The organism is Flagellimonas aquimarina (assembly GCF_003149745.1).
Classification (GTDB): Bacteria; Bacteroidota; Bacteroidia; order Flavobacteriales; family Flavobacteriaceae; genus Flagellimonas; species Flagellimonas aquimarina.
The window spans coordinates 502,944-517,875 of record NZ_QGEG01000002.1; the positions used below are offsets into that span (position 1 = coordinate 502,944).

10 protein-coding genes are annotated in these 14,932 nt (G+C 37.8%); 5 read left to right on the forward strand and 5 right to left on the reverse strand.

From position 1 onward, the window contains the following. The first annotated feature begins 226 nt into the window (after positions 1-226). Genes DKG77_RS09040 through DKG77_RS09050 form a run of 3 tightly spaced genes read left to right on the forward strand, consistent with a single transcriptional unit; the run spans position 227 to position 6,157 of the window. Positions 227-1,468 carry a M14 family metallopeptidase gene (locus DKG77_RS09040; RefSeq protein ID WP_109663705.1) on the forward strand — a complete coding sequence of 414 codons (1,242 nt, stop codon included), beginning with the start codon at positions 227-229 and terminating at the stop codon, positions 1,466-1,468. A gap of 20 nt (positions 1,469-1,488) precedes the next feature. Continuing rightward, the gene (locus DKG77_RS09045; protein ID WP_109662323.1) at positions 1,489-4,722 is read left to right on the forward strand and encodes a SusC/RagA family TonB-linked outer membrane protein; all 3,234 of its coding nucleotides are present in this window, start codon (positions 1,489-1,491) and stop codon (positions 4,720-4,722) included. A 13-nt stretch (positions 4,723-4,735) separates the two neighbouring features. Further along, on the forward strand, positions 4,736-6,157 hold the full coding sequence (locus DKG77_RS09050) for a SusD/RagB family nutrient-binding outer membrane lipoprotein (protein ID WP_109662325.1): 1,422 nt from the start codon (positions 4,736-4,738) through the stop codon (positions 6,155-6,157). Between the two features lie 122 nt (positions 6,158-6,279). Here the strand turns inward: DKG77_RS09050 and DKG77_RS09055 are convergent, their stop codons facing one another. The 4 genes from DKG77_RS09055 to DKG77_RS09070 are packed head-to-tail and all read right to left on the reverse strand — an operon-like array spanning position 6,280 to position 11,090. Then, positions 6,280-7,854 (reverse strand): N-acyl-D-amino-acid deacylase family protein, encoded by a 1,575-nt coding sequence (locus DKG77_RS09055; RefSeq protein ID WP_109662327.1) that lies wholly within the window; start codon positions 7,852-7,854, stop codon positions 6,280-6,282. Between the two features lie 10 nt (positions 7,855-7,864). Beyond that, a complete protein-coding gene (locus tag DKG77_RS09060) occupies positions 7,865-9,160 on the reverse strand; it encodes a M20/M25/M40 family metallo-hydrolase (protein WP_109662329.1) in 1,296 nt (431 codons plus the stop codon). A 29-nt stretch (positions 9,161-9,189) separates the two neighbouring features. Further along, positions 9,190-10,062, reverse strand: a complete 873-nt coding sequence (locus DKG77_RS09065; protein ID WP_109662335.1) for an aminotransferase class IV — start codon at positions 10,060-10,062, stop codon at positions 9,190-9,192. 32 nt (positions 10,063-10,094) lie between these two features. Then, the gene (locus DKG77_RS09070; RefSeq protein WP_109662337.1) at positions 10,095-11,090 is read right to left on the reverse strand and encodes an NAD(P)H-dependent amine dehydrogenase family protein; all 996 of its coding nucleotides are present in this window, start codon (positions 11,088-11,090) and stop codon (positions 10,095-10,097) included. Between the two features lie 107 nt (positions 11,091-11,197). Here DKG77_RS09070 and pdxR point away from each other — a divergent pair, with 107 nt between their 5' ends. Both pdxR and trxB read left to right on the forward strand, forming a co-directional pair. Beyond that, positions 11,198-12,700 carry a MocR-like pyridoxine biosynthesis transcription factor PdxR gene (pdxR, locus tag DKG77_RS09075; RefSeq protein ID WP_165819369.1) on the forward strand — a complete coding sequence of 501 codons (1,503 nt, stop codon included), beginning with the start codon at positions 11,198-11,200 and terminating at the stop codon, positions 12,698-12,700. A gap of 574 nt (positions 12,701-13,274) precedes the next feature. After that, positions 13,275-14,243 (forward strand): thioredoxin-disulfide reductase, encoded by a 969-nt coding sequence (gene trxB / locus DKG77_RS09080; protein WP_109662341.1) that lies wholly within the window; start codon positions 13,275-13,277, stop codon positions 14,241-14,243. 74 nt (positions 14,244-14,317) lie between these two features. Here the strand turns inward: trxB and DKG77_RS09085 are convergent, their stop codons facing one another. Further along, positions 14,318-14,764 carry a hypothetical protein gene (locus DKG77_RS09085; protein ID WP_109662343.1) on the reverse strand — a complete coding sequence of 149 codons (447 nt, stop codon included), beginning with the start codon at positions 14,762-14,764 and terminating at the stop codon, positions 14,318-14,320. Between the last annotated feature and the right edge of the window lie 168 nt (positions 14,765-14,932).

Consider the following 14,932-nt stretch of genomic DNA (forward strand, 5'->3'; position numbering starts at 1 on the left):
TGTCCCTTATACTTGAATCTCAACTTTGTTGGACTTTGGCCTTTATAAGTTCCTAGGCATTTTCATTAAAAAAAAGTAAGAGTATATCGGGGCTTATATTTTATTATAAAACAGCTCAGATTGGTATGCCTGCAAACCGAAAATTGGTTTGCAGCATGCACGTTAATTTAACTTTATTTTATGATAAGTTAATAATCTCTATTCTGTAGAATCCATGCTGAGCCTCATGCGATTAAAAAGATCCATCACAGTTTTTGCTATTATGGCAATGGTCTTTTCCTGCTCAAGTTCCCACAAGGTAAAGTTTCCAAATGAAGTCGACACAAAAAACAAAAACATAGGTTTCCAGAACAAAAAGATTTTACATTTTTCAGAATTTGGAATTTACATCAGTAATGATTTCGAGGGAGCAAGACTCAATAAAATAAGCAGTTTAAATGACAGTACCTTGCTATTGGAAGTTCTACCTGAAAACACTCCAATAAATAACAGCGCATATTTTGCTTTCAAAACTTGGGCCAGTAACGAAAAAGAAGTTTATTTTCAGTTTAATTACCCTAAAGGGTACAAGCACAGGTATGTTCCAAAATACAAAACAGCGGACAAGTCATGGGTGCAGGCAGATTCTACAATATTCTCATTAAAGGATACCACCGCCATACTCAAGTTCAATGTAATAAAAGACACTACACTTATTGCGGCCCAAGAAGTGCAGACATCTCAAGATGTTAAGGATTGGTATACCGGGCTTACCAAAAAAAATGAATCTATAACACAGCTAAAAAATATTGGAAAAACCCATTTTGGAAGGGATATTCCAATGCTTGATATCTATTCTGGATCTAAAGCCAATAAAGATATTATTGTGCTACTTACTCGTCAACACCCGCCTGAAGTAACGGGGTATTTTGCTTTTCAAAGTTTTTTGGAGACCATTCTACAAAGCGGAGAACTTAGAGATAACTTCCTTAAAAATTATAGAGTCATTGCTTTTCCATTGATGAATCCAGATGGGGTGGATCTTGGACATTGGCGGCATAATGGTAAAGGCGTGGACCTTAACAGGGATTGGGGAAGGTATAGACAACCAGAGGTTTTGGCCGTAACTAAACAGATAGAGAGTATTGTTAAAGAAGAACATGTTAAAGTACTATTGGGATTGGATTTTCATTCCACTTGGAAAGATGTTTTTTATACCAACGTGCAAAGGGAAAATACGAACCTCCCAAATTTTATTGAAAATTGGTTTTCTGGCCTAGAAGCGGGTATCCCAGATTATGTTGTGAATGAAAAAAGTGCCACAAGTACAAAACCTGTATCCAAAGGGTGGTTTTTAAAAAGACATAACGCTGTTGGAATAACCTATGAGATAGGGGATGAGACCCCAAGAGATTTTATAACACTTAAAGGAAAAGTATCTGCCTATGAAATGATGAAACTATTAACAGAACAACAACTAAATAAATAACTATCTAATTACTAAATTTTATGAGAAAATCATTTTTAACATTCTTACTGGCATTTTTGACGGTAGGAATTGGGTATTCCCAGGTTTCGATTTCTGGTACAGTCTCAGATGAGACCGGTCCCTTGCCCGGGGCATCGGTTTTTGTTAAAGGGACCACCAATGGAACTACGACAGATTTTGATGGAAATTATACTATTGAAGCTAACCAAGGAGAGACACTTGTAGTGTCCTTTATAGGCTATAGGACTGAAGAACGAATTATTGGCTCAGATTCTTCAATGAGTTTTGTACTGCAACCAGATGCAGAGAGTTTGTCCGAGGTAGTGGTGACAGCGCTAGGTTTTGTGGAACAACGAGATAAGTTGGCATCTACCTATTCAAAGATTGATGCAGATAAGCTCGTACAACCTGTGGAAAATAAAATTATTGACGGTATTGCCGGTAAGGCTGCTGGTGTAACTATTAATGCGACCTCGGGTGACCCTGGTGCTGGTTCCAACATTCAAATTAGAGGAACAAGCTCATTGAGCGGTTCGAGCCAACCTTTAATTGTTGTGGATGGTATTCCATTGAATAACGACAATTTAGCAGGTTCGGGAGATGATGATCAGTCCGCAGGTGTATCACAGCAATCCAGGCTGAACGATATTAACCCGGAAGACATAGAATCCTTTCAGGTTTTTAAAGGAGCATCAGCAGGAGCCTTGTATGGGTCAAGAGCCTTAAACGGTGTTATTGTGATTACCACAAAAAAGGGTAAAGCCGGTAAATTTAATGTAAGCTACTCTACAGGTGTTTCTATTGATCAAATTTCATATGAACACCCATTACAGACTACTTTTGGTCAAGGTAATGGCGGTAGTTTTAGCCCTACCGCACAACGGTCTTGGGGAGATAGAATTTCTGAAAGAGCCGGTGGCGCAGATGACGTTGATACTTCCGGTGAATTTTTTGAATCCTTGACCACAGGTAACATTATTTATCCCATTACTCAAAAGAATTCTAGAGAAGTTTTCACTAACAGAAACTTTGACCAAGTCTTTCAAACGGGGATTACTTATGACAATAAAGTTTCTGTGAGCAGCGGTAGCGAAAAAGGCACTTATTATATAAGCGCCGCACATGTAAATCAGGAAGGTATTATCAAGAGCAGTTTTTACAAAAAGACAAACTTTACCGTTAATCTAACACAAAACTTGACGGACAAGTTGCGAACTAATTTTAAAGCCAATTATGTGCATACAGGCTCCAATAGAACGCAACAAGGTTCAAACACCGCAGGTTTGTATTTAGGACTTCTTCGTACTCCCGCAGATTTTGATCAAACGGATTACATAGGTAATTACAACAGTAGTTCAGGCTCTATTACACCTAACAGGCATAGAGGTTATAGAAGGTATTTGGGTAACAGCGATAATGTCATATACAACAACCCGCTTTGGACGGTTAATGAACAAGAAAGTACGGCCAAAGTAAACAGATTAATCGGTACAGGAGAAGTTTCGTATCAATGGAATGACAATATTAGCACCATTATTAGAGGTGGGGTTGATTTTTATGTAGATACAAGAGTTTACTTTTTCCCTTATTATACTGCAGGTGCTGCAAGAAGATTTGGACTATTAAACGATGAGACCATTAACAATGAGGAATATAATGGAGATTTAATTACAAATTTCAATTATGCATTAAGCAAAAATTTGAATACCAATGTAATTGTAGGTTTTGGTATCAATGATAGAAGACGTAAACGAATTTTTACAGAAGCGGATAACTTTATTGCCAATTTTAGAAGCCCACTTGATGCAGCCGAACTTTCTGCCAAAGAAAATATTGGCTCAGAAACTACGAGAACCAGTAGAAGAAATATTCGTTTCTATGGTACTGCAAATTTTGACTATGCAGACCAGCTTATTTTGCAATTAGGGGGCGCATTTGAAAAGCATTCTGTGTTGCCTGAATCTGATAATGGATTCTTTTACCCTAGTGCAGAATTAGGATGGACCTTTACTAAAGCATTAAAAGATTCAGGTCCTTTATCTTTTGGTAAAGTTAGATTGGCATATGGTCAAGTAGCAAATGTACCAATTGCCCATAGGGAACAAACAGTTTTTGAAGTAGGAACATTCTCAAGTTTCTCTGATCAAATTGCTTTAGAAAACTTTGGGGGAGGGTTTCAACTAGATGAACGTTTAGGAAATTCCAACTTAAAACCTGAGATCAAAACAGAATATGAAGTAGGTTTAGACTTAAGATTCTTAAGAAACAGACTGGCTTTGTCCACTACATATTATACGAACAAAACTGAAGACGTTTTATTAGACCTTGCTTTGGTTCCTTCACTTGGTTTTGATGAGATATATGCCAATGGCGCAACAATAGAAAATGATGGACTTGAAATTGAGTTAAGGTATGATTTTCTTAGAAAGGAAGATTGGAAAGGTTCTATTTCGTTAAACTATAGTACCAATGAAAATGTGGTTAGAGGTGTTGACGGAACAGGAGAGTTTATCCAGGAATTTTCGGAAGGAACTTCCATTGAATCTGTCGCTATTGACGGCGAACCCCTAGGAGTGCTTTATACTCAAGGTGCTCTAAGAAATGATGATGGAAGTTTGATTTTGGACGCCAATGGTTTCCCACAAGTAGATACTGGTGGAAACCTTATAGTTGGAGATCCGAATCCGGATTGGAGAGGAGGTCTACAATTCAATCTTGCTTACAAGAATTTATCTTTAGCAGCATCTTTTGATACCAGTCAGGGGAATGATTTGGCACAACGAACACGATTTATTTTGTCCTTCTTTGGAACGCATGCAGATGTTGGCAAGACCATTACACTAACGGAGGATTTAACAAACTTTGATGGTGATGTATTTACTGCCGGTTCCGTAGTCAGAGGAAACGTTGGTAACTTTGGTGGAGGCAATGTCTTACTAGATGAAGAATACTATACCTCTTTATATGGTTTTGGAGACGGAAAGCTAAATGAATTTGCCGTAGAAGATGGTAGTTGGACTCGACTAAGAGAATTATCACTATCATACAGGCTTGACTCTGAAAACTTTAAAAAAGCAACTGGTTTGAGTTCTGTAGAGTTTACTGCTTCTGGTCGTAACTTAATTATCTGGACCGATGTTGTAGGTATTGACCCTGATATTAATCAGTTTGGAGTGGGTAGAGCACGTGGTTTAGATTATTTCTCTAACCCCGGTGCAAGAACATATGCTTTTGGAATCAATTTTAATTTTTAATACGTAGGAAATTATGAAATCTATATATAAAATAATTTTATCATTGATTTTTCTAACATCGGCAACCGCCTGTGATGATTACTTAGATATAAATGATAATCCAAATCAATTAGTAGAGGTTCCCTCTGGCGATCTATTACTGGCAGGAACATTATTGGCAAATGCCCAAGTGCAACAAGGGCAATTGGCCAGGACAAGTATGTACTATACCGGAGGCCTAATAGGCTTGCAGTTGGTACAGCAGACATTATATAACTATGATTACACTCCTGGTGATTCCAATGCCGTTTGGGGACACCTTTACAATGGAATATTAGTTCAAAACAAAGAGATTAGAAGAATCTCTCCTGATGTAGGACTTTTACAAGGAATCATAGATGTAAACGAAGCATTAGCTGTAGGTACGGGCGCATCTCTTTTTGGAGATATACCATATTCTGCCGCTACGCCTGATAACCCTGGGGTCGGGTCAGAAGATCCTACCTTAGATGGGCAGGCTGAAATTTATGCTGCTTTGCAAACATTGCTTGACGGTGCAATTCCAAAATTGCAAAATGGGTCAACTACAAGCGTAACCAATAGTCAAGACAATTACTTTGGAGGAGATGCGGATAGTTGGGTGGCCGCCGCTTATACTCTAAAAGCACGCTACTTTTTACAGACAAAACAATATGCACAGGCATTGGCCAATGTTGTAAATGGAATTAATAGTAGCGCAGGTACAATGTCTTATAACCCAATTGGAGATGTTCCCGGAAATAGTAACATCTTGTTCAATTTTGTAAACAGTAGTAGAGCAGGAGATATGACAGGGGATGGTGCTTTTTACAGAGACTTAGTGGATCCAGCTAATGCTAGTGGCAGAAACAACGCCAAAACTGATGAGACCGCGCGAAGAGCTTATTCTTACATAAGTGGGGACGGAGATCAGACCGGAGGTATAGATGATGCCACCACACCAATGAAGTTGGTAAGTTTTGAGGAAAATCTGCTGATCTGGGCAGAATGTTTGATCAGGGCAAATGATGATGTGCAAGGTGCTATTGATAAATTGAATGAGCTGAGAGCTTATTTGGATACAGGTGCTGCCTTCAACCTCATAAATGGGGATGAGACCTTTAATTATGACCCATATGTACTCGCCGATTTTGAAGCTGGAGGTATGGAGAATATGGATAACATTGCCACGGATAGGGCGGTTTTAAGGGAAATTATCGAAGAACGTTATGTTACTGGATTTAGTACTTATATGCCTTTTAATGATGTTAGAAGGCTACGTTCAGAGACAGATTTGATAGTACCTTTTCCTTTGAATAATGCAACAACTACAGTTAACCCACAGCGTTTTCTGTATGCGCAGGAAGAGATTAACAATAACAGTAATTTACCAAATCCAATACCAGATTTGTTTACGCCAACACCAGTTAATCAGTAAGAAAGATTAGTTGTTAGTTTTGAGTTAGCTTAGTTTCTCAATTCAAGAAAAGGGGTGTCAATTTTGACACCCCTTTTTACTTTTATTAAAACTGGCAAAAATCAACTCTTCCTCTACATTAGCTATTTTTTTCTAAGTACCGTTCCTGCCTTTGTTCCATTATAATTCATTTGATCGATGGTAACCTGCCCATTGACCAAAACAAAATCAATACCTTCTGGGTATTGGTGGGGCTCTTCAAATGTTGCCTTGTCAATTACCGTATTTGGATTAAAAACAACAATATCTGCTTTCATACCTTCATTAATCATTCCTCTATCGGTCAACCCCAGAGAAGAAGCGGGTAATTTTGTCATTTTATAGATAGCCACTGGTAAGGTTATTATTGATTTTTCTCTAACATAGTGACCCAAAACCCGAGGAAAAGTACCATACCATCTAGGGTGAGGGTGTCCCTGCCCAGGTTTCACAAGCCTGCCATCAGATGCTATCATAGTTTGGGGATGTTTCATGATTCGTTCCACATCTTCTTCGTGCATTGCATGGTATATACAAGATGCTCCACCATTTAATTGGGCCTCTATGACCAGGTCGGCGCCGTTTTCCAATGTTGGTTCAAGCCCTTTTAATTCGCACCAATACTTTAATGTTTTTCCTTCAAGTTCTTTCATCCATTTTACCTTGGCGAATTGGATACGCGTTAAGTCATTCCCACCTCTGTCATTAAGAATATTGAAAATTATTCCTCTTTTAATACTATCTCTAAGTTGTACATTTTGGACCCTTTCTTTAAATGCTTCAGCTCCGCCAGCTCTTGCCCAACTTGGAATGAGCACAGAGATTCCCGTATGGCTTGCGCTATATGGATACTGATCAATTTTTATGTCAAGACCAATTGTTCTGGCAGAGTCTACCATCGCCAAAGTAACTGCGCTTTTACCCCACATAGGTTTTCCTATAGCTTTATGATGTGTAAGTATCACGGGAATGTCAGCTTTTTCGGATATGCTAATTGCTTCTGCTACTGCATCAAAAAGACCCAACCCTTCTTCTCTTAAATGTGAGGTATAAATACCGTCCATTGAAGAGGCAACTTTTGATAACTCTATAACTTCATCTACGTTGGAAAAGGCCCCTGGAAGGTATTTTAAGCCTGTTGAAATACCAAAAGCACCCTCGGTCATAGCTTCTTTTACTTGGGCTTTCATCTGTTCTAACTCTTCCTGAGTGGGAGCCCGGTTTTCTAAGGCCATAATATTTTTTCGTACTTGATTATGGCCAACCAAATAGGCTATGTTCATTCCAACACCTATTTGTTCTAAAGTGTCCAAATGCGCTTTGATGGGCCATGGGCTTCCCCCATCGGGCCCTCCTAAGGCTGTAGTGACACCCTGTCTTAAATGACTTTCACAATCTGAAAGTTTTAGTATTGGGTCCAGATGGGCATGCATATCAATAAAACCGGGAGCAACGGCATGGCCTTTTGCATCGATTATTCTTGTTGCCTTGTATTCTGATAAGTCCCCAATACTAACAATAGTTGAATCCTTAATGGCGATATCTGCTTTAAAAGGAGTATCGCCAGAACCATCATAGATTTCTCCATTCAGAATTAAGATATCATATTTTTGCTCATTTTCACAACCTAATAAAATGAGTGCAGCGAAAATTAATTGAAAGACTACTTTACTTTTCATGTGCATATGTTTATTTAGAGATTCCTGCTTCTGCCAAGGTTAGCAGTAAGGCCAACTTTATTGCATCTGCACCGTTGTCGTTAACCCACCATTCGTCCAAGGCATGCGCAGAACCTCCTTTTCCACCACGTCCTATTGTTATGGCAGGAACACCTTTGGATATTGGTATACTGGCGTTTGTAGAACCAATAGTAAGCTTTGGTGCGGCATTAAAGTAGTTTGAAACTGCAATGGCGCGTTGTACCAAAGGATTATCAACTGGTGTTTCCCCAGAAGGTCTGTCCCCAATTTTCACTAATTCTAATGATATTGAATCTTTTATGCCGGATGCGTTGTATTCATTTACAGCTTTTCTCATAGATTTTATGAATATACTGTCTATTTCTTTTAGCCTATCGGCACTTACGGATCTCATATCTACCTCCATCCAAGATTCGAAAGGAATTGAATTCACGGATGTACCACCTCCTATTCGACCAACGTTAAAACTTGTTTTGGGACCTTTTGCTGTATATTCTGATGCTTGTAACGAAAACTCTTTAATGGCCACTCCCAAAGCATGGTGCGGATTTGCTAGGCCAAATGCTCCCCATGAGTGGCCTCCCTTTCCTTTAAAAATTGCCTTATATCTTACTGAACCCAGCGCAGCATTGTTAACTCTACCAATGCTTCCCCCGTCAATTGAAATCCAGGAATCTATTTTGGCGCTACCTTCTTTAAACAGGTATTTTACACCTCTAAGGTCACCAAGTCCTTCTTCACCTACGGACCCAATAAATAAAATATCTGCTTTGGTCTTTATTTTAGCCTTGTTAATTGCTTTTAGTGTTGCGATTACCATAGCCAACCCTCTTGTGTCATCGCCAATTCCTGGAGCATAGAGCGTGTCACCCTTTTGTTTAACCATTACATCTGTACCTTCTGGAAAGACAGTATCTAAGTGGGCATCCAAAACAACCACTTTGCCTTCTTCTGAACCTTTTTGCAATCCAATTACATTTCCTACTTCATCAATCCAAACCTTTTCAGCACCAGCATCTTCTAACATGGATTTAAATTTTTCTGCCCTAACAGTTTCTTTAAAAGGAGGAGCTGGGATTTCTGTTAGTAAAATGAGATCACTATTAGTTTCGCTCTCAATATCATCAACAATCTGAATGGCATGTTTGATTGATTTTTGATCCCCAAGTTTCTTAATTTCCTTGATATAGGTTTTAGCTGCTTGTGGAGTGTTTTGGCCATAAATAAAATTAGTATGTATTATGATGGATAAAAACACAATACCTACATAGGTTGATCTTTTCATTATTTTCCGTTTTAGTTCAAATGATATTTTTAAGTAGTCATGGGAGTTTCCTTATAGGTTCGCTTTAATTCTAAAAAGGCCTGTTGTAACTTTCTGGTTATGGGACCAATACTACCATCAGGATCAAACAAATGATCATCTATCCTCCCTATTGAGGCAATTTGGGTCGTTGTTCCACTCAAGAAAGCCTCATCCATGGTTGTCAGGTTTTCTTCCAGAATAGGTTCTTCCCTAAACGCTATTTTTAAATCCTTGCACAATTGTATTATGATCTGTCTAGTAATTCCGTCCAATATGTAAGTATCTGCCGGATGTGTATAAACAATACTGTTTTTCACAAAAAAGACATTGCAATGAGATGCTTCTGTGACCCTACCATCCCTTATAAAAATAGACTCGTACATTCCTTGTTCCGCAGCTTGATCATTTGCCATTACATTGCCCAAAAGAGAGGTTGCCTTTATATCACACCTGTGCCACCTATTGTCTTCAGTAGTAATCGTTGCAATGCTTTTTTGGTTGATATCTGGCAATGTAAAAGGTGTGGCGTACATAATAATAGTAGGTTTTCCAGTTTTAGGAAATGAGTGTTTTCTAACGGCAACTCCTCTTGTGACCTGAATATAAACCAAGCAATCCTTAGCATTTAATTTAGATGCGGTGAGCAATCTTTCAATTTCTTTGGGCAGGGTGGAAACATCAAAATCTAGTTTTATTTTTTTAAGACAACCAACCAGTCTATCTAAATGTTCTTTGCCGTAAAAAAAAGTTTCCCCAATTTGAACCATTACCTCATACACTCCATCACCGAACAAAAAGCCCCTGTCAAAAATTGATATCTTGGCTTCATGATGGGGAACTATTCTTCCATTTATATATACCTTTTCGGGATAATTGGCCATTTTAAAAATTGCGATTTTTGTTGTTGATCTATTTAATTTAAATATCCGGGGACACCTATTGTTGCCATCGTATGTAAACCGGGTGGAGCTTTCAAAATACTTTTCACTGAATTAATTGTAATGGCACATGTAGCAATATCACCATTAATGCCAGTATCTATTTCAGAGGTGAAAGATGGTACTCCTTTTACCGTGATCTTATCATAGGACCTTGGTTCGCCCACTGCTGCCTTAAAATTCATTTCTATTTTGCAACCTCCATTTTGATACCCGTAGGAAATCTGTTGAACTCCGCGCGCATCTCCTTTTTGTATCTCCATTGCAGATGTTTTTATGTCGTTTTCGGCGATTACTGGATTAAGGTCTTCTGTTACCGTATCCAATTCAAAACCTAAACTTTTAGCGAGGAAATATACGGATTCTTTAAGTCCAACATGTCTAAGGGTACCTTCTGCTTCTTTAGCCTTAAACGTTTTCAAGTCTAGCCCTGCACCGATTTTTTTCTGAAAAGGAATGCGCCTTGGTGTGGCATCTTGAATTCGTTCAACCAATATACTATCTATATTCTTACATACCGAACTAAGCACGGATGGAAGGTAATCCATTAAAAAACCTGGATTTATTCCTGTACCAAGACATGCGATCTTATGTTTCTGACAAATTGCTTCAATATTTTTACTTGACTCTGGGTTTTCTTCCCAAGGGTATGAAAGCTCTTCACAAGTAGAAACTATGGGTATTCCATGTTTGGCTACATCTTCAATTTGAGCTTCCAATTTTTTTATGCTCGAAACTGTGGTGATTATTGCAACATCTGGTTTTTTTGTAAGTTTTTCCAGCGCGTTTTGGACAGAATTGTTAATTAATACGTTTGAAGGAGTGCCATTAATGAGCTTTCCAAAATCACCCCCTTCCAATTGTTTATTTATATCTACCGCGGCTGTTGTACAAATACTTGTCTTTTCAGAAATGTACCTACCAATTTGTTGCCCTAAAGGCCCCAGGCCAATTTGGATTACTGTAATCATACCTAGTTAAATATTTAATATTTAGTTATTTATAAAGCGCTAATCAATATTATAAAATGTTTTTCTACCTTTCCCATACCAATTTTTTTTTTCAATACATTTCAATTTTGAAGACCAAACTCAATAGCTTGCTCATTTCTCATGGATTCAGCTCAGATAATGGAGAGCGGAGCCTTTACATGAAACTATCCAATTCTTTTATGCGTGCTATTAACAAAAAAAAACTGGTAAAGGGATATCAATTGCCACCAACACGATTGTTGGCCAAGGATATGGGTTTATCACGCAGTACCGTTATAAAAGCCTATGAAATACTTTGTTTGGAAAATTACATCTATGCCGTACAAGGTTCTGGATACTATGTAAATGATATTAAAGACAAGAAAATCAAGTACAGTTTAAGAACCCAAAAACAAATTACTAAGTATCCAGAAGTTTCTGAACGCGCAGAGCATTTTAGTTCCAATATTACCTTAATGAACAGGGGACATAATAAAGGTATAGCGTTTAGACCTGGGCTACCTCCTTTAGATGTTTTTCCTGTTAGACAGTGGCAGAATTTAACCAATAACTATTGGAGGGATATTAAGTATTCTGATATGTCCTATAGTCATACCCTTGGTTTGGATTGCCTTAGGAGAAACATAGCGGACTATTTAAAAATGTATAGGAATATTCAATGCGATTATTCTCAAATCATTATAGTTACAGGGTCACTTCATTCCTTGTCAATTATAGGAGATTTACTGTTGAACAAAAAAGATGAAGTGGTTGTTGAAAACCCCACTTATGCCAATGCTTTGGCCGTTTTTAAAAGTTTAAAAGCTAAAATTGTGCCCGCAGAAATTGATTCTGAAGGTTTGTCATTGGACAGCCTAAGTCATGTTAAATTAAAAAAAGGAAAACTGATTTTCACCACACCATCCAACCAGTACCCAACTGGGGTTCAAATGAGCCTTAAAAGAAGGCTGGAACTTTTGGATTGGGCACAGGAGAATAATATGATCATTGTTGAAGATGACTATGACAATGAATTTAGCAATTGGGAAAGTCCAATCACCTCAATATTTGGTTTGGACAAGGGAAATAGGGTTTTTTACCAAGGTACATTCAACAAAATTTTGCACCCCTCTATTAGACTGGGATATTTAATTGCTCCCCCACATTATGTGGACAGTATCAAAGCAATGTTTGAACAGTCTTTAAGATTTATATCTCCTGTTACACAAAGGGTAATGTCAGATTTTATAGAAAAGGATTACTTAAATCAGCATTTAAGAAAAGTGGTGCAAGTGGTAAATGAGCGTAAGCAGTTTTTTGTTGAGCATTTTAAAAACGTATTTGATGATAGCGTTAAGATCCAACCGGCAAACCAAGGGCTTCATCTTATGGCAAAGCTTCCAGATGATATGTGTGATATTGAAGTGTCCAAAATGTTAATAGATAAAGAGATCATATCTTTTCCGTACAGTAAATACTTCATTAAGACCAAGAAAGAAAAAGGGTTGGTAATGGGTTTTTCCTCGGTAAGCACACCGGTTATCAAACAAAAGCTAGAAAAAATGGCAAGGGCCTATACCCTTTACAAATGTAAAAACGACCAAACCTAAACAGTAGAAGGAGTATTTTTAAAGCCATGCAAAAGTCTTGAGAATGATTTAAAATTCTTGATGCGCAAACGCAAAAATCTCACCAAAATAGTTTATAAACTTCAATTATGTTGATCCAGAAGGTATATCCGTTAAAGGAGATTGCCCATTGATTAATTGTAGTATGACTTTAGCATAATTCAATGGTAAGTTTACCTCAGTTAGAAGTCAAAAACCTTTAAAACTTTAGTATAGATCTCCAAAGAAAAAGATATGAGGTAACAGTACTGTAGTGTTCTCTACTCAAGTGTCTTTTTTAGAAGAGGTCTCCGTTGCGCCAAGGGGTTTTGAGGTTGAGCTCCTTGGTTGTAACGGTTTTTTATAATTATACGCTTTGAATTTACATGCCGAAAAGTTTAGGGTTTATCTTTTAGGTTCTTCAGATCGGCTAGATTAAACAAAAAATCTAGTTGTTGAATTTACATAGCAAAACAAACATCCAAGAGTATTCATATTAATTAGAGGTAACCATTATGTAAGTTTTTGGACAAAAAACCTACTTTTGTAAAAGTAATTATAGAGGAAGATTTTTGTTATGTCAGAACAGATAGAAAGAATAAAAACATTGATTATTGGATCCGGTCCTGCTGGATATACTGCTGCAATTTATGCGGCTAGAGCTGATTTAAAACCCGTAATGTATACAGGTATGGAGCCTGGTGGACAATTAACCACTACAACAGAGGTAGATAACTTTCCTGGATACCCAGAAGGTATAGATGGACCTACTATGATGGTGCAATTACAACAGCAGGCTGAAAGATTTGGAACAGAAGTCAGGATTGGAATGGTCACAGCAGTTGATTTTAGTGATGAACTAGGAGGAATTCATAAAATAACCGTTGACGATAGTAAATTGATTGAGGCGGAGACCGTAATTATTTCTACGGGAGCCTCTGCAAAATACCTAAACATACCAAGCGAGCAACGTTTAAGGGGTGGAGGGGTCTCTGCTTGTGCCGTTTGTGATGGCTTCTTTTACAAAGGACAGGAAGTGGCTATAGTGGGTGCTGGAGATACAGCAGCGGAGGAAGCTTCTTATTTGGCTAACATTTGCAAAAAAGTGACCATGTTGGTTCGTAAAGACCATATGAGGGCTTCTAAAGCAATGCAGCACAGGGTGAACAGTTTGGAGAATATCGAAGTTAGGTATAATACCGAAGTGGATGAGGTACTTGGTGAGCAAGTAGTTGAAGGCCTTAGAATGGTGAACAACCAAACAGGTGAGAAAGAAGATATTGAGATAACTGGCCTTTTTATAGCAATTGGTCACAAACCAAACACTGATATATTTAAAGGACAATTGGAGATGGATGAAACAGGGTACGTGATTACCGAAGGAAAATCCACAAAGACCAACAAGCCAGGAGTTTTTGCAAGTGGTGATGTTCAAGACAAAGAGTACAGGCAAGCTGTTACAGCTGCAGGCACAGGGTGTATGGCGGCTTTGGATGCAGAACGTTATCTAGCTTCAATTGAGAGCAAAGAAGCAGTAGTCTCTTAGTGCTTATTAATATAGAAATAATAAAAAAGGCGCCTTAAATGGGCGCCTTTTTTAGTGGAGTGCTAATTCAATTATTAATCTATGCGTTTATAATTTTCAGAGGAGGTTCTGTTGCCCTCATCATCTAAAGTTATTTGACTAAAAAAATTGTCTTTCAAATCAAGTTCGAAGGTAAAATTTCTCATGGTATCCAAAGCTTTCATCATATTATCGTCGCCATACTCTATAGTCTCAATCAATGAATTTTCCGTTATTTTGTAGGAACCATAGCCAAACCTTCCATTTGGATCATCTGGAACATATCTTGTCCACATAATCTTTCCTTTGGAATACATTTTCACTTGCCTGTATCCATCGGATTTATCAATGGTATCTGTTACGTCCTGCCCATCATAACTATAAAAGCTTTGAAGTTCCCAAGCACCTTCAATTGTATGCATTGTTTTTGGTTCTGTAGATGCAAACTTGGTAGCAGAGATTAAAATGAGCATCAAGAAAACCAATCCAAGTAGTTTTTTCATGGCAAACGTTTTAAGAGTTAGTTTTTGTTTTCACTAATAAGATACAATTTTTTATGATAATTAGTTAATATAAAAGCTATTAAGTTGAATATTTCGCAATATTTTCGACAAAAGGAGGCCTAGTTTTCAACTAGGCCTCGGTTAGATTGGTTTTGTCCGTTCCCTATA